14 protein-coding genes and 1 riboswitch are annotated in these 16,272 nt (G+C 56.9%); of the genes, 8 read left to right on the forward strand and 6 right to left on the reverse strand.

The genetic code is table 11. From position 1 onward, the window contains the following. Positions 1-71 precede the first annotated feature (71 nt). Genes SADFL11_RS22810 through SADFL11_RS22835 form a run of 6 tightly spaced genes read left to right on the forward strand, consistent with a single transcriptional unit; the run spans position 72 to position 8,277 of the window. On the forward strand, positions 72-2,549 hold the full coding sequence (locus SADFL11_RS22810; protein WP_008193542.1) for an FAD-dependent oxidoreductase: 2,478 nt from the start codon (positions 72-74) through the stop codon (positions 2,547-2,549). Continuing rightward, entirely contained in the window at positions 2,546-3,640 is a 1,095-nt protein-coding gene (locus SADFL11_RS22815) for an alcohol dehydrogenase family protein (protein ID WP_040450940.1), read from the forward strand. The genes SADFL11_RS22810 and SADFL11_RS22815 overlap by 4 nt, the downstream gene beginning before the upstream one ends. After that, the gene (locus SADFL11_RS22820) at positions 3,637-4,749 is read left to right on the forward strand and encodes a mandelate racemase/muconate lactonizing enzyme family protein (protein ID WP_008192179.1); all 1,113 of its coding nucleotides are present in this window, start codon (positions 3,637-3,639) and stop codon (positions 4,747-4,749) included. Before SADFL11_RS22815 ends, SADFL11_RS22820 begins: the two co-directional genes overlap by 4 nt. Further along, a complete protein-coding gene (locus SADFL11_RS22825) occupies positions 4,746-5,861 on the forward strand; it encodes a mandelate racemase/muconate lactonizing enzyme family protein (RefSeq protein WP_008196422.1) in 1,116 nt (371 codons plus the stop codon). The genes SADFL11_RS22820 and SADFL11_RS22825 overlap by 4 nt, the downstream gene beginning before the upstream one ends. Continuing rightward, a complete protein-coding gene (locus tag SADFL11_RS22830; RefSeq protein WP_008192806.1) occupies positions 5,858-6,982 on the forward strand; it encodes a mandelate racemase/muconate lactonizing enzyme family protein in 1,125 nt (374 codons plus the stop codon). The genes SADFL11_RS22825 and SADFL11_RS22830 overlap by 4 nt, the downstream gene beginning before the upstream one ends. A 23-nt stretch (positions 6,983-7,005) precedes the next feature. Then, entirely contained in the window at positions 7,006-8,277 is a 1,272-nt protein-coding gene (locus tag SADFL11_RS22835; protein ID WP_008191555.1) for an aspartate aminotransferase family protein, read from the forward strand. Positions 8,278-8,339: 62 nt separating this feature from the next. Here SADFL11_RS22835 and SADFL11_RS22840 read toward each other — a convergent pair whose 3' ends face one another. The 6 genes from SADFL11_RS22840 to SADFL11_RS22865 all read right to left on the reverse strand — a co-directional run bounded on the left by SADFL11_RS22840 (position 8,340) and on the right by SADFL11_RS22865 (position 13,874). Next, on the reverse strand, positions 8,340-9,395 hold the full coding sequence (locus SADFL11_RS22840; RefSeq protein ID WP_008196537.1) for a FecCD family ABC transporter permease: 1,056 nt from the start codon (positions 9,393-9,395) through the stop codon (positions 8,340-8,342). Between the two features lie 4 nt (positions 9,396-9,399). Beyond that, a complete protein-coding gene (locus SADFL11_RS22845; RefSeq protein WP_008189314.1) occupies positions 9,400-10,335 on the reverse strand; it encodes an ABC transporter substrate-binding protein in 936 nt (311 codons plus the stop codon). A 3-nt stretch (positions 10,336-10,338) separates the two neighbouring features. Continuing rightward, positions 10,339-11,133, reverse strand: coding sequence for an ABC transporter ATP-binding protein (locus SADFL11_RS22850; RefSeq protein WP_008194756.1), 795 nt, complete (start codon positions 11,131-11,133; stop codon positions 10,339-10,341). Further along, the gene (locus tag SADFL11_RS22855; protein WP_081450622.1) at positions 11,130-11,525 is read right to left on the reverse strand and encodes a DUF1636 family protein; all 396 of its coding nucleotides are present in this window, start codon (positions 11,523-11,525) and stop codon (positions 11,130-11,132) included. The genes SADFL11_RS22850 and SADFL11_RS22855 overlap by 4 nt, the downstream gene beginning before the upstream one ends. 122 nt (positions 11,526-11,647) lie before the next feature. Further along, a riboswitch (cobalamin riboswitch) is annotated at positions 11,648-11,861 on the reverse strand. A 143-nt stretch (positions 11,862-12,004) separates the two neighbouring features. Then, on the reverse strand, positions 12,005-13,066 hold the full coding sequence (locus tag SADFL11_RS22860; protein WP_008196446.1) for an ABC transporter ATP-binding protein: 1,062 nt from the start codon (positions 13,064-13,066) through the stop codon (positions 12,005-12,007). Positions 13,067-13,094: 28 nt separating this feature from the next. Further along, positions 13,095-13,874 carry an IclR family transcriptional regulator gene (locus SADFL11_RS22865; RefSeq protein WP_008195074.1) on the reverse strand — a complete coding sequence of 260 codons (780 nt, stop codon included), beginning with the start codon at positions 13,872-13,874 and terminating at the stop codon, positions 13,095-13,097. 120 nt (positions 13,875-13,994) lie between these two features. On the opposite strand from SADFL11_RS22865, the gene SADFL11_RS22870 reads away from it, so the two are divergent. Further along, positions 13,995-15,257, forward strand: coding sequence for an ABC transporter substrate-binding protein (locus SADFL11_RS22870; protein WP_008197115.1), 1,263 nt, complete (start codon positions 13,995-13,997; stop codon positions 15,255-15,257). Positions 15,258-15,359: 102 nt separating this feature from the next. Then, a complete protein-coding gene (locus SADFL11_RS22875; RefSeq protein WP_008194045.1) occupies positions 15,360-16,271 on the forward strand; it encodes a carbohydrate ABC transporter permease in 912 nt (303 codons plus the stop codon). The last annotated feature ends 1 nt before the right edge of the window (position 16,272 follow it).

Here is a 16,272-nt window from a genome sequence, read left to right on the forward strand (position 1 = left end):
TCATGATTGACGAGAGTACATTTGTACAATTACGCTGTCCATCGAAAAATCACGGTCCATGGAGATGCGACGTGTCGGAACTTGGAGCTACGAAACTGCCGTCTTCGGCACGTGTTGTCATTGTTGGCGGCGGCATTATGGGATGCGGCCTTGCCTACCATCTGGCGCATGAAGGTTGGTCCGATGTTGTGCTTTTGGAAAAGGCGGAATTGACATCCGGCTCGACCTGGCACGCGGCGGGCCAGATCACGCATTCCACTTCCAGCTTCGGCCTTGGAAAATGCGTCGGCTACAACATTGATCTTTATTCCGGGCAGCTGGAAGAAGAGACAGGCCAATCCGTAACCTGGCATGGCTGCGGGTCTTTCCGTCTCGCCTATACGGAAGACGAAATGGATTGGCTGCGCCACACCATGAGCGTTGGCCGTGCGCTTCAATTTCCGATGGAACTTGTGGGGCCGGACCGGATCCGGGAGTTGCATCCCTACTACAATCTCGACGGCGTTCTCGGCGCGCTTCACACGCCGGATGACGGGCACGCGGATCCGTCCGGTGTCACCCAGGCGCTGGCCATCGGCGCGCGGAAGCTGGGTGTGAAGATCATTCGCCGCTGCCGGGCGAAGGACATCAAGCAGCTGCCGACGGGGGAGTGGAAAGTCTTCACCGAACTTGGCGATATCACCTGCGAACATGTGGTGAATGCTGGGGGCACCTATGCGCGCCAGATGGGTGAATGGAGCGGCCTGCAATTGCCGATGACCTCCATGACCCACCACTACATCGTCACCGACACGGTTCCGGAGTTCCTGGAGTTAGATAAAGAACTCCCGGTCATTCGCGACGACAAGCTGGTCTCCGGCTACATCCGCATGGAGCAGAAATCAGGGCTGATCGGAATTTACGAGAAGGAAAACCCGAACACGGTTTGGGAAGACCATTGTCCCTGGGAAGCAGAAAACGAGCTGTTTGACGCCGACTATGACCGGATCATGCCCTGGCTGGAAAACGCCATGGACCGGATGCCGATTTTTGCAGAGCTCGGCATAAAACGGGAAGTTCACGGTGCGATTTCACACCCGCCGGACGGCAACCCCCTGATTGGCCCCGCTCCCGGTGTCAAGAACTACTGGTGCTGTTGCGGCACCCAGATTGGCATCGGTTGGGGCCCGGGGCTTACCCGCGAGCTGGCCAGATGGATGGTGCATGGCGCCGCCGACATTTCCATGCGCGAGTTTGATCCACGCCGGTTCGGCGACTATGCCGATAAGGACTGGCAGGTAATCAAGGCCAAGGAAGACTATTGCCTGCGTCACGAAATTCCGTTCCCGCATTTCAACCGCCTGGAAGGCCGGCCGATCAAACCCAGCCCGCTTTATGAGCGTTTGAAAGAAAAAGGCGCGGTCTTTGAGGAAGTCTATGGCCATGAACGTCCGCGGTGGTTCGCAAAAGACGGTTTGGAGCAGCGTGACTACTATTCCTTCAACCGGCCTGAGTGGCATGGTGTGGTTGCAAAGGAGATGAAGGCTGTGCGGAACACTGCCGGCATCATGGATATTTCGGCTTTCACCAAGATCGAGGTGTCCGGTCCGGAAGCAGAAACCTATCTCGATCGTCTCGTTGCCAACAAGCTTCCCAAAAAGGTTGGCGGCATTACCTTGACCCATATGCTCAACCGGCGCGGCCGGATTGAGCTTGAGTTGACCGTGGTGCGGCTTGGCCCGGACCGGTTCTATCTTGTCTGTGCGGCGTTCTTCGAGCAGCGTCTCCTCGATCATTTGGCCCAACACCTCGGCGGTGAAACCGTAACGGTCCGAAATCTTTCGACCGACTGGGGGGCGATGGCCCTGAACGGACCGCGGGCCCGCGATGTTCTGGCGCCCAATACCTCGGCTGCGCTGGACAATGCGTCTTTCCGGTGGCTAACGGCTCAGGAAATCGAGGTGGCAGGCCGCAAGCTGTGGGCCTTCCGCATGTCCTATGCAGGTGAGCTTGGTTGGGAATTCCATGTTCCATGGGAAGACATGCTGGCGGTGTATGACGCACTTTGGGCAACCGGGGAAAGTCTGGGTCTCATGGACTACGGGTCCTTTGCAATGAATGCCCTGCGGCTCGAAAAAGGCTTCAAGGGCGCCGGCGAACTGACAAACGAAGTCACCTTGCCGGAAGCGAATGTGATGCGCTTCGTCAAACTCGACAAGGGTGACTTCCTCGGCCGGGAGGAAACCGCAAAGAGCGCGGAAAGCGCACTCCCTTGGGTCTGTGTTTATCTTGAAGTGGAGCCGGATGGCGTTGCTGATGGCCATGGCGGAGAAGCTGTCCTAATGGACGGGAAGGTCGTCGGGGCAACAAGCTCGATTGCCTATGGTCATTCAGTCGGCAAGATCCTGGCCTTTGCTTACGTCAAGCCGGAGGCTGCGAAAGCTGGAACCGAACTGGAAGTCGTTGTCATGAACGGTGCACGCGCCGCGCGGGTCCTCGATGTCCCGGCGTATGATCCGGACAGTATTTTACCGCGCACAGATGCACCGGTCGGGGTGGCTGCGGAATGAGCATTCCCGCCACAATGAAAGCGATGGTTCTTGAGGGACATGGTGGTCTGGACAAGATCGTCTGGCACGAACACTGGCCGACACCCGAACCGGGAGCCGGGCAAGTCCTCATCAAAGTCGGAGCTTGCGGCCTCAACAACACCGACGTGAACACCCGTTCCGGCTGGTATTCTAAAACGGTCTCCGAGGCGACCACCGGCGGAGCCTATCGAGAAGTCGCAGAGGAAGACCCGACCTGGGGCGGACGCCCCATTAGCTTCCCGCGGATTCAGGGCGCCGATACGGTCGGTACGATCGTCGCGTTGGGAGATGGAGTTTCTGAAGACCTCCTGAACAGGCGCGTCATGGTCGACTGCTGGCTGCGCGATTGGTCCGATCCGGACAACATGGACAAGACCGGCTATTTCGGCTCCGAGTGCAACGGGGGCTTTGCCGAATATACGGTTGTCGACGCGCGGAATGTCGGACCCATCGTCAGCGCACTATCTGATGCAGAACTTGCAACATTTTCCTGTTCCTACACAACCGCAGAAGGGATGCTCAGCCGCGCCAATGTCGGTGCAAAGGATACGGTTCTGGTGACTGGCGCCTCGGGTGGTGTCGGATCGGCCTTGGTCCAACTCGCCAAACGCCGGGGCGCGACTGTTATTGCTCTGGCGTCGCCCGCCAAACATGTAGACGTTAAGGCACTCGGCGCGGATCACGTTCTTGAACGCGCGCCGGCGGATCTTAAAGCCGCCTTGAAATTAGCAACCGGCAAAGACACGGTTTCCGTTGTGGCTGATATTGTTGGCGGGCCCTATTGGGGTACCTTGATCAATGCCTTGAAACGTGGCGGCCGGTACACGTGCTCCGGTGCCATTGCGGGCCCGATCGTGGAACTCGATCTGAGAACCTTCTACCTGCGCGACCTGACATTTACCGGCTCGACTGTTATTGCTCCGCATATTTTCTCAGATGTTGTCGGGTACATTGAACGCGATGAAATCAGGCCGGCTTTGGCCGCAACCTATCCGTTGAAGGACTTTCACGCGGCACAAACAGCGTTCATCGAGAAGAAGCACACGGGCAACATTGTGGTGACCCCATGAAGATCACCCGCATCCGTGTCTTCAAGACAGATCTTCCCTATGTCGACGGCGCATACGGCTGGGGAGCGGGCAACGCCATTACGGTAGCAAAGGCCTCGGTTGTTGTGATTGATACGGATGCGGGTGTGCAAGGCTGCGGCGAGTTCACGCCCTGCGGCGAGAACTACATGGTCGCCCATTCTGAAGGTGTTGAAGCGCTCGCGCGGTTGGTCGCGCCGGTTCTGCTCGGAGAAGATCCGAGACAGGTGGCTCGGATCGAGCAAATCCTCGATCATACCATTCAGGGCCACAGCTACGCTAAAGCCCCTTTTGATGCCGCCTGCTGGGACATACTCGGAAAATCTCTGGAAGTGCCGGTATGGCTTCTTCTTGGCGGAAAGCTCACGGACGGCGCACCCATGTACCGCGTCGCACCGCACAGAGAGACCGAAGAAACGATCACTGAGCTGGATAGGCACCGGGCGGCAGGATACCGGCAATTCCAGATCAAGGTCGGTGCGGACTGGTCCACCGATATAGACCGTATCCGTGCAACCGTTCCGCTTCTGAAGCCCGGCGAAAAAGCTATGGCCGATGCCAACCAGGGCTGGCGGGTAGACAACGCCCTCCGGGTGGCCCGGGCAACACGGGATCTCGACTTCATTTTCGAACAGCCCTGCCGGACTTATGAGGAGTGCCTTCAGGTGCGACGGCGGATCGATCTGCCGATGAAGCTCGATGAATGCGTGACCGGCATGCGAGCCGCACAACGGATTGTTGCTGATCAGGGCGCGGATCTGGTGTGCCTGAAAATCTCGAACCTTGGCGGCTTGTCGAAGGGTCGGCGGGTTCGGGATTTTTTCCTCGACAACCGGATCCCGGTCGTTGCTGAAGACACATGGGGCGGCGAAATCGCAACCGCAACGCTTGCCCATTTCGCAGCGTCCACACCAGCGGACTATCTGCAAAACACCACGGACCTTTGCAACTACAACACCCGTTCGACAGGAACACCGGCCCCAAAGACGGAGGGTGGAAAGCTCTTCGCGTCCGACATGCCGGGGCTCGGCGTTGCCCCGGATTTTGCAGCCCTTGGAGATCCGGTCGCCACCTATGGAGAGGCTGCATGAAGATCACAAAGATCTCGGTTTGGCAGTTCGATCTGCCGCTCTCCAAGCCCTATTGGCTTTCCGGTGGGAGGCTGAAATTCGAGAGGCTCGATAGCACCTTTGTGCGCATTGAAACCGACGAAGGCCTCGCCGGGTGGGGGGAAGGGTGCCCGTGGGGCCATACCTACCTGCCTGCTCATGGTTCAGGTTTGCGTGCAGCTCTCGAGCTCATGGCACCGGCCTTGATTGGCAAGGATCCACGGGCTCTGGAGTCCATCAATCGGGTGATGGATCTGCAATTGCCCGGACACCCGTACGCAAAAGCACCTTTGGACATTGCCTGCTGGGATATCTTTGGCAAATCAAGCGGCTACCCTCTTTGGCGGCTTTTTGGTACGGAAAATCCAGCAGAGGTCGCGATCAATTCATCAATTTCAACCGGTACGCCGGACGAAATGATCGCGGACATCCAGGCCGCCAGTGCAAGGGGCTACAAGACCCACTCTGCCAAGGTCGGCGGGAGCAACTTTAAGGCCGACATCGACCGCATTGAGGCAATTTCAGCAGCCTTGGCGCCGGACGAACAGGTGACCTTCGATGTGAACCGGGCCTGGACACCAGGTGTCGCTCTGCAGGTGCTGAACTCGGTTGCCGCCCGCGACTGGATCGAGCAGCCGTGTGAAACTCTGGCTGAGTGTGCGCTTGTGGCCGCCAAAGTGCCCCAGCCGATCATGCTGGATGAATGTCTGCATTCTTTTGCAGATCATCTCGATGCCTGGAAGGCGGGCATCTGTCAGGGCGTCAAGGTCAAGCCGAACCGGGTCGGTGGGCTGACAAAGGCGAAACAGATCCGGGATTTCGGCATTTCAGTCGGTTGGCAGATGCACATTGAAGACACGGGCGGAAGTGCGTTCGCAGACACAGCCGCCCTGCATCTGGCAGCTGCAACACCAGAGGCCAACAGACTGGCAAGCTGGCTGTGCCACGCGCATCTTGCTGTTGATCCAGTTCCCGGCCAAGGCGCGCGCAATGTCGGAGGCTCGGTTCATTTCGACCAGAGCCCCGGCATCGGTGTCGAACCTGATCCTGAAATTCTTGGCGACCCAATCGTGGTATATGGAGACGCCGCATGAGAAACGTGCCCGATCTTGAAATCTCGGGTCTGTCCCTGTGGCGGGTTCCACTGACAAGCCATGAGACCTACTACATGGCATCCGGCAAGGCCTGTGCCACCGTGGACAGCATGGTTGTACGGATCGAGACCAAACAAGGTGTCTCCGGTTGGGGCGAAGTCTGCCCGATCCCCCAATATTTGCCCGCCTATGCCAATGGTGTTGCTCCGGCCCTTGAAGAACTCGCCCCCGTTCTGATTGGCCGGAGCCCGATTGGCGCGGAGGCTGCGATGGGGGCCTGCAACAAACACCTGATCGGTCATGTCTATGCAAAATCTGCCATCGACATTGCACTGTGGGATTTGACCGGAAAGGCCTGCGGGCTGCCGATCTATACTCTTCTTGGCGGACTGCAGACAGATCAGCTCCCGCTCTATCACTCCATCACATGTATCGCGCCAAACGACATGGTCCGGATCGCCAAAGAGGCGATTGCGGCCGGCATGACCCAGATCCAGGTCAAGCTCGGCGCGGACGATGATTGGCAGGCCGACGTTGCCCGTCTGCGGCTAGTTCGCGAAGCAGTGGGTCCCGGCCCAATCGTCTACGGAGACTGGAATTGCGGTGCGACCCGCATGGACGCAACGCGCGTGGGGCGTGCCGTTGCCGACCTCGACATCATGCTTGAACAACCCTGTCAGACGCTGGAAGAGTGCGCGGCCGTCAGGGCAGCGACCGGCTTGCCGATGAAGCTCGATGAAAACGCTCATGATATCGCCAGCCTTCTCAAGGCCTATGAGCTTGGCTGCATGGATGCGGTGGCTCTGAAACTGTCCAAGTTTGGCGGCATTACCGAACTTAGAAAAGCGCGGGACCTCTGCCTTTATGCCGGCGCGCGCATGTGTGTTGAAGATACCTGGGGCTCAGACATCGCAACAGCTGCAGCGCTTCATGTCGCTGCCGCGACGCCGCGTCAGGGCATCATGAATGTCTGCGATTTGTCCGGCTATGTTGCGCCAAGGATCGATCCTGTTGCGCCGTCGCGGACCGGTGGTTTCATTTCTCCTCCCAGTGGTCCGGGCTTGGGCGTATCGCCCGACCCTGATGTTCTGGGAGATCCTATTCTCGACCTAGCCGCTTGAAGGCCAGCCTGAGAGGCACGCCCATGAAAACGAATATCTCGCAATCCGATTGGAAAAACCGTGCAGCCGAAGTCCTGCCTGCGGCCGGGTTCGGCAATTTCGATCCGTCTCTGATCTTGCGCGAGGGCAAGGGCTCGCGGATCTGGGACGAAGATGGCAAAGAGTATATCGACTATCTGATCGGATCCGGCCCAATGATCCTGGGCCATGGCCATCCGGAAGTCCTGGACGCGGTGCAAGAACAGCTCGGCAAGGGCATGACGTTCTTCACCAACAATGCCGCCGGCATTGAGCTTGCCGAAGTCCTTGTCGAGGCCATGGCCTGCGCCGAGCAGGTCCGTTACGTGTCGACGGGCGGCGAAGCGGACATGTACGCCATCCGGCTTGCCCGCGCCTTTACGGGGAAAGACAAAATCCTCAAATTCGAGGGCGGCTACCACGGCATGTCCGGCGAAGCCTTGATGAGCCTTGCGCCCAAGACGCTCGTCAATTTCCCGCAAGCCGTTCCAGATTCCGCCGGGATCCCGGAAAGCGTGCGCGACAACATGCTGATTGCGCCGTTCAACGACACAGATTTCGTCACGTCTCTGGTTGAGGAATATGCCGGTGAAATCGCCTGTATCATTGTGGAGCCTTTGCAGCGGTTGATACCGCCTGCACCGGGGTTTCTGCAGACCTTGCGGGATCTGGCAACCAAGCACGGAATTGTCTTGGTCTTTGATGAAGTGGTCACCGGCTTCCGGTTCGCTTATGGCGGCGCCCAGGAATACTACGGTGTCGTGCCGGATCTATGCACGCTCGGCAAAATCATTGGCGGCGGCTTTCCGCTCGCAGCTATTGCCGGTTGCTCCGAGATCATGGCGCATTTCGACAAGGCCGTTGTCGGCGACAAGAGTTTCACGTTTCAGGTCGGAACACTGAGCGGCAACCCCGTTGCAAGTGTGGCGGGCTTGAAGACTTTGGAAATCTTGCGGCAACCAAGCGCCTACGAGGAGATTAAGAAAAACGGTGAGCGGTTGATGCAAAGCTACGCCACGCATCTGTCAGCTGTAGGCGTGCCCCACCAGATCGTCGGCGAACCCATGCTGTTCGATGTCGTCTTCACCGAAGACCCGGTGCGCGATTATCGTGACACGCTGAAGAACAATGCGGCGCAGGCCAAGGCGTTCAACGCATCTCTGCGCCAAAGCGGTATCTTGAAACCCGACAGCAAGCTCTATGCACACCTGGCTTTATCAGTAGAGGATTTGCAGCAAACTGACGAAGCGATCGCTACGGCAGCAAGGCAACTTTAACAATCTTTGCCGCGTTTTATGATCGCGCGGCCAAGATCAAAAGTAAGAAAGGGCGGCTCCTCTTAAGCCGCTCTTTTTCCGCTTAAGAGCCAAACAAAAAAGACACCCCCGACCAGGCCGGTTACGACGCCGATAGGCATGTCTTCCGGTGCCATGATGGTCCTGGCTGCGATGTCAGCCCAGAGAAGAAAGATAGCGCCAATCAGAGCTGAACCCAGCAAAACACGGCGATAGTCGCCGCCAACGAGCAGTCTGACAACATGCGGGACCATCAGGCCAACAAAGCCGATGATGCCGGAGAAAGCGACCATCACGCCGGTAATCAAGGCCCCGACAACAAACACGATGAGACGGAAGCGGGCGACAGGAATGCCGAGGGTGGAGGCGGTTTCGTCGCCGACCGTCATGGCATTCAGCGCCGCAGCCTGTGACATCAACCAGGCGCCACATACAAGCAGGATGACAAACGGGTAGATAAGTTGGCTCCACTGCGCAAGCCCCAGACCTCCCAGCATCCAGAAGACAACTGTATGGGTTGCGCGGGGATCGCCTAAGAAAATCAAACCGTTCGCCGCTGCCATGACAATGAAGGACACGGCCACGCCTGCGAGCACCAAACGGTCCGCGCTTGTCGCATCGGCAAAACGCGAAACACCCAGCACAATGGCGGTTGCTGCGAGAGCCCCCAGAAATGCAAAGAGCGGGACCGTCAACAAGCCAATAAACAATCCGGTATGAAGCAGGGCCAGAATTGCGCCAAATGCGCCGCCGGAAGAGATGCCCAAGAGATGAGGGTCCGCCAATGGATTGCGGGTCACGGCCTGGAGACTTGCTCCGACAATGGCAAGACCCGCACCCACCATCATCGCAAGGAGGGCTCTTGGAAAGCGGATTTCCCAGACAATCGCTTCGCGCCCTTGCGACCAAGTCTGTTCGATCATGCCGGGGGACAATTTGTTGAGGAATACGCCCCAAACGGTTCCAAGCTCGATCTGAACAGCGCCCACCGAAACCGCGAAGGAGAGCGAGACAAGGAGCAGTACCAGCCCGCCAAAACCGGTTATCAGCCTGTTTTCAGATAACAGCGATTTTGCTTGAACAGTCCTCGTCTCGCTCACGGGTTCATTCGCTCCAGAAGGCTTCAGCGAGCGTTTTGATAGCCCTGATGTTGCGCGGTCCTGGTGTTGCCTCAACATACTCCAACGTCACAAAGCGGTCGTTCTTGACGGCATCGAGATCCGCGAAGGCCGGATTGGACATGATGAACGCACGTTTCTGGTCTGCAGTGACTTCGCCGTAGTTGACGATCACCACTACTTCCGGATTGCGTTCAACCACTTCTTCCCATGTGACGGTTGCCCAGCTTTTTTCAAAATCATCCATGATGTTCTTGCCGCCTGCAGCTTCGATGAGCGCGGTCGGCATGGCGTAGCGCCCGGCGGTAAACGGGGTGTCTTCGCCGCTGTCATAAACAAACACGCGCAGCGGTTCGGCTGTTTTGAGGTCCTGCTTGAAGGCGGCAAGATCGGACCGGTATCCTTCCACGAGGTTTTCTGCACGCTCTTCAACGGCAAAGATACGCCCTAAATTCAAAAGGTCAGCATACATGTCTTCGATGCTGGCTTTGTCCTTGTCCATGATGTGGGTGCACGATTCGGTGAGCTCATAAACCTTCACGCCAAAGGGTTCGAGCGTCTCTGGCGTGACCTCACCACCGACTTTCATTCCGTAGTTCCAACCGGCAAAGAAGAAGTCGGCATCCGCGCCGATAATCACTTCCTTGGACGGATATTTGGACGACAGCTCTGGAAGTTTCTGAACACCTGCCCGCATTTCTTCATCAAGCGTTTTCCAGCCCGAGATCCCGGTATAGCCCACCATTCGGTCCTCAAGACCGAGGACCAGCATCATCTCTGTCAAATTCACGTCGTTGGATATGGCGCGTTGCGGCGGCGCATCGAAGGTCACCACACGGTCGCAGCTTTGCACGGTTGTTTCTGCCGCTGCGATGCCCACGGAAAGAGTGAGTGCCAGGCCGGTCAACAGTGTTTTCTTCATGGGTTAAATTCTCTGTTTTTGAATGTGGAATGTCAGATGATCATTGTTGCTGGGGGTGAGACGCTCGCGCCGGGCATCAACCTGGAAAGCCCCGGAAACAGCCGTTTCCGTCAAAACATGCGAAGGGGATCCAAACCCAAGTTGATGGCCCGATTGGAGAAGCACAACGTCGTCGCATAACCCAGAAGCAAGGTTCAGGTCGTGCAATGAGGTGACAATCGTCAGGGGCAAACTGCGGATAAGGTCCAGAACTTCCAGCTGATGACGGATGTCGAGGTGATTTGTTGGTTCATCCAGGATCAACAGCCGCGGTTCTTGCGCCAAGGCGCGGGCCACCATCACACGCTGACGCTCTCCGCCTGAGAGGGTTCCAAGCTGGCGGCCTGCCAGTCCGTGCAAGTCCAGCCGGTCCAAGGCCGTCTCGATGATGTCCCGATCATGGGAACCTGTCGTCCCGGCAAACCCGCGCCGGTGCGGCGTTCGCCCAAGTGCCACGATCTCTCCGACTGTAAGAGCGAAGTCACTCGGTTGTTCCTGCAAGACGGCGGCAATCCGCTGTGCAGTCTCTCGCGCGGAAAGGTTCCAGATGTCCTCACCGTCTACCAGAACCTGACCTGTAACCGGTCGGTAAAACCGGTAAAGCAGTCTGAGCAGGGTCGTTTTGCCGGCACCGTTCGGTCCAACAATTCCAAGCACTCGGCCCGCTTCAAGATGGAAACTGGTCGATCGCAGCAGGATGTCTCCATGGCGCTTTGGCGACCAAGACAGGTCTTTGGCGGTGAGGGTCGCCGCGGTCACGAAGCGCGCGCTTTCTGCTCTTCGAGTGCCGAGTCGGCAGCCGGTATGCGCGCCAGAGTAGACTTCCGCAACTTGCCTGGACGGTCGACAGACGAACACCATCCGTCGCCGAGATAGGCGTATTGTTTTGCAAATGCGATGAGATCGTCGACATCGGTCTTTGGATCAATGTCTCCGAAAAGGTAGGAGGCCTTGCTTGTGCTGTGATAGGCGACCGTACACGGCTGATCGCACCCTGCCATGCAGGCGACACCTGAAACGTCGAAGGTTTCTGGGATCGTCTCCTTGGCAGCAGAAAGGGCATTTCGTAGCCGCTCAATCAGCTCAAAACCGGGCCGTGTTTCCGTACCCTTTCGCCGGCAGGATGTGCAAACAGTTATACGATGGTTCATTTGGCCCTCCGCCATGAAAAAGGGCGCGCCAAACAAAACGACGTGGTGGCGGTGGGGACCGCTTTGCCATCATATGCTCCGAGCCGGGCGCCCCGCCCGCATCAAGTTGAAGATCCGGAGCAGCATCTGCGCCGGTGATGGCAGGTCTCCTGACTCGCGGGTCGTAACTCTCCCGAACCTTCCCGGACGATATGCCCAGTGGTGTTTTCGGGGTCGCTCACCGCTCACAGTTGCGGGGGCAGTCACGGATTTGGTGCCTACTGGCTACGCCGCACCGTGTTCCCTTTTCATCTCGTCAGCCTTGGGCGTCTAAGAACCATCATCGCTAAAAAAGCCGATGGCCGTCGAGCGGTCAACTCAAAAAGAGTGACTTGAAGCTTGTGATCACAAGCAAATTTTCAGTTTGACGCCTTGTCTCAAAATCCGCTGTGGCATGGCGTCTTCCATATGAGCAATAAACCAAATTGCGAAATCGGCTCTTAACGGAGCCGCTGTTCGGTCTTGGCATCAAAGAAAAAAGCGTTGGCTGGATCGAATGTGATTGCAACGGTGCTGTCCGGTCTCGGGACGTCTTCACCCTTCGTTTCAATGATCACGCGTTCTCCCGTCGGGCACACGAGATAGGAGTAGGCAACACCGCCCAGTTGTTCGGAAAGATCAACCTTCGCGCCTTCGTCCGCCTGGCTGATCATCACCTGCTGTGGGCGGAGGCCGACGAGAACCTTTTCGCCATTTTTAGGAAGTGCAACGGATGGCTCGACCGTCAAACCACCAAATGCGGGAATGGTGACGCTGCCATCTTGCACAATCCCCTCAACGAAATTCATCGACGGTGAGCCAATGAAACCGGCGACGAACTTGTTGTCCGGATCGGAGTAGAGCGTCATTGGGGAGCCGACCTGCTCAATCCGCCCGGCGCGCAGAACCACGATCTTGTCGGCCAGGGTCATAGCCTCGACTTGATCGTGGGTCACATAGATCATGGTGGCGCCGATGTCCTTGTGCAGCCGGGCAATCTCGACCCGCATATCAACGCGCAGCTCCGCATCTAGGTTCGACAGCGGCTCATCGAACAGGAAGACTTCCGGTCCGCGAACAATGGCGCGTCCGATGGCAACACGCTGGCGTTGGCCGCCTGAAAGGGCCTTTGGTTTGCGCGCCAAATAAGGCTCGAGTTTCAAGATACGCGCCGCTTCGCCGACCTTCTCCTTGATCTCGGCCTTCGGGTGCCCGTTCATTTTGAGGCCGAAGCCCATGTTTTCCTCGACCGACATATGCGGATAAAGGGCGTAGGTCTGGAACACCATCGCGACACCGCGTTCGGCCGGATCGGATTTGGTCACGTCCCTCTTCCCGATGGAAATTTTTCCGCCGGTGGTTTCCTCAAGGCCGGCAATCATGCGCAAGAGCGTGGATTTTCCGCAGCCGGACGGTCCGACAAATACACAGAACTCACCATGTTCAATCTGAAGATCGACACCGTGAATGACCTGAACCTCACCGTATTTTTTAACGGCTCCGTCTAAGGTGACACCAGACATGAAGTTCTTCTCCCCTCCCTGGGAACAATTATCCTGGAAACTGCCAGTCCGAGACAGCTGCGGCAATTTCAGATGCAGCCTTCAAGAGCTCAGGCTTTGCTTCTTTCAATTCATCAAGGCTTTTGCGCCGGGTTGATGTTGTCACCGAAAGCGCGCCAATCGGACGGCCCTTTGGTGACAAGATCGGTGCTGCGATACAGATGATTTCCGGTTCATGCTCTTCCCGGTCGTAAGCAATGCCCTCTTGGCGGATAGTATCCAAATCAGCGCGCAGAGAGGCTTCGTCGGCCAGCGTTGCCGGGGTGTAGCGATAGAAGGATTGTTTGGCGATCACCTGATCGAGTTCACCTGGCTCGAGAAACGCCATCAGGGCCTTGCCGACCCCCGTGCAGTATCCAGGGCCGACCTTTCCCGCTTGGGAATACATGTCGATCGGATCTTTTGCGTTGCGTTTGTCGACATAAAGCACTTGCCCGTTGTCCAGTTGCGCAAGGTGCACCGTTTCACCGACGGTTTCTGACAAAGCGGAAACGATGGGCCGCGCAATTGGTGCAATGGAACTTTGGCGCCAGGCCTGATGGGCAAGCCGCACAAGGCGGATACCCAACGCATAGGTCTGCTGCTCATCGCCGTAGGAGAGCATGCCTTGGCTCACCAGGGTTTGCAGCAGCCGGTAGAGGGTTGCCTTGGGCAGGGGGCTTTCATTGAGCAATTCGGAAAACCGGACCGGCCGGCCCTTGGCTGACACCATCTCCAGAACATCAAGTGCTTTGCCGACCGTCCCATCTCCGGTGGCGTGTTTGTTCATGTGAGCTCTCCTCTTGACCCGTTTCTTATCGTCGAGCCTGTTGACAACGTAACCGCTCACCCGCAAGGTATCAATATACAAAACTAAGTTTCAAATAATGGAACCTTAAGGGAGGAAACCATGCGTTCCATGTTGAAGACGTCCGCGGCAGCTCTTGCATTTTTTGCAACGGCGACCGGCGGCGCATTTGCTGACGGCCTGACCGGTGATCTCAAAATCTTCTTGGATACATCCAACCCGGCTCCTCGGGCGACGATGGAAAAGATGATTGCCGATTTTCAGGCAGAAAATCCGGATCTCAACATTGAGACTACAGTGATTGACCGGGAAGCTTACAAGACCCAGATCCGCAACTTTCTGACGGCGAACGCTCCGGATGTTGCAACCTGGTATGCGGCAAACCGGATGCGCCCCTATGTCGAAGCTGGGCTGTTCGAAGATGTGTCCGACCTGTGGGATGGCACCGAAATCGGTGAAAACCTTGCATCCACAAAAGGTGCGCTGACCATTGATGGCAAGCAGTGGGGTGTGCCTTACACCTACTATCAATGGGGTGTTTACTACCGCAAAGACATCTTCGACGAGCTGGGCCTTTCTGAGCCGACCACTTGGGAAGAGGAAAAAGCCAACTGCCAGAAGATCATTGATGCTGGCAAAAAGTGCTACACGATCGGCACCAAGTTCCTTTGGACGGCTGGTGGCTGGTTCGACTACCTGAACATGCGCACCAATGGCTTCGATTTTCACATGGACCTGCTGCAGGGCAAGGAAAAGTGGGATTCTGAAAAGGTTCGTGCGACATTCGCCAATTGGCGCGAGCTCATCGACATGGGCGCCTTCATCGACAACCACCAGACCTACAGCTGGCAGGAAGCGCTGCCGTTCATAGTCAAGGGTGATGCTGCGGCGTACCTTATGGGCAACTTCGCTGTTGCGCCGCTCCGCGATGCCGGTCTCACCGACGATCAGCTCGACTTCTATCAGTTCGTCGAAATCACTCCGGGTATTGAAATGGCCGAAGATGCGCCAACCGATACCTTCCACATCCCGGCCAACGCGCAGAACAAGGACAATGCCCGCGAGTTCCTGAAGTATGTAGTGTCTCCTGACGTCCAGACATGGATCAACGACGGCAAGAACCTTGGGCAGCTTCCGGTGAACGCCAAATCGTCCGTCGATCAGGACAAGTTCCTGGAACAGGGATTTGAAATGCTGTCGACAAACTCGCCGGGTGGAGTCGCGCAGTTCTTCGATCGGGATGCACCGGCTGAAATGGCAAAAGTTGCCATGGAAGGAATGCAGGAGTTCATGGTCAAACCGGACAATCTGGACAAGATCCTGGCCCGATTGGACCGGTCGGCCAAGCGCATCTACAAGGACTAAGTCCGATCTGATGAAACGGGCAGGGTGTTTCGGCACCCTGCCTTAACCTCCTGTTCTGCCAGCCGGCAGAGCCAGAGACGATCTCTTCCAACGAGTTTCCAAATGGCCTACACGACGGACGGCCACCAGACATCGTGGTGGCACAGGAACCAGCAACAGTTGACGCCTTGGCTCTTTCTGGCCCCGGGTATCCTGTTTTTTCTGTTTTACGTCATCTTTCCAATCTTCCAGTCCTTCAACTTGTCGCTTTACGAGTGGGATGGACTTGGAGAAGCGGAGTTCGTTGGCCTTTACAATTACGAAGAGCTCTACTGGGATGACGCGTTTTATACGTCCCTCAAAAACAATGTGATTTGGCTTGTTCTCTATCTGGCTGCGATCCCTGCCGGCCTTTTCATTGCGTTGTTTTTAAACCAGACGGTCACAGGTATCCGACTTTACAAGTCGCTGTTTTTCTTTCCCTTCGTGATTTCTCAAGTGGTCGTCGGACTGGTCTTTACCTGGTTCTACGACCCAACGTTCGGGATCTTGAACGTCTTGCTCGGATCTGTCGGTCTCCCGCCTGTCAATGTTCTCGGGGATGAGAATTGGGTGACCATCGGGATCATCGTTGCCGGGCTTTGGCCGCAGACGGCGTATTGCATGATCCTTTATCTGACGGGATTGAATGCAGTTGACCCGGAACAGATCGAGGCAGGGCGTCTTGATGGTGCCAAAGGCTGGCGGATGCTTTGGTACATCATCATTCCGCAGCTTCGTCCGGCGACCTTCATTGCCTTCGTCGTGACCATTATCGGTGCGCTGCGGTCCTTTGATCTAATTTCGATCATGACCAACGGCGGACCGTTTGGCGCAAGCCGGGTGCTCAGCTTCTACATGTTCGAGGTCGCCCTGTCCGAATACGGCTTCCGGATGGGATATGGCGCGGCGATTGCCGTGGTCTTGTTCCTCATCATGCTGATGTTCATCGCCTACTTCCTGTGGTCGATGTACAAGGAAGAAAAGGCGCGCTGAG

It is taken from the genome of Roseibium alexandrii DFL-11, from assembly GCF_000158095.2.
Classification (GTDB): Bacteria; Pseudomonadota; Alphaproteobacteria; order Rhizobiales; family Stappiaceae; genus Roseibium; species Roseibium alexandrii.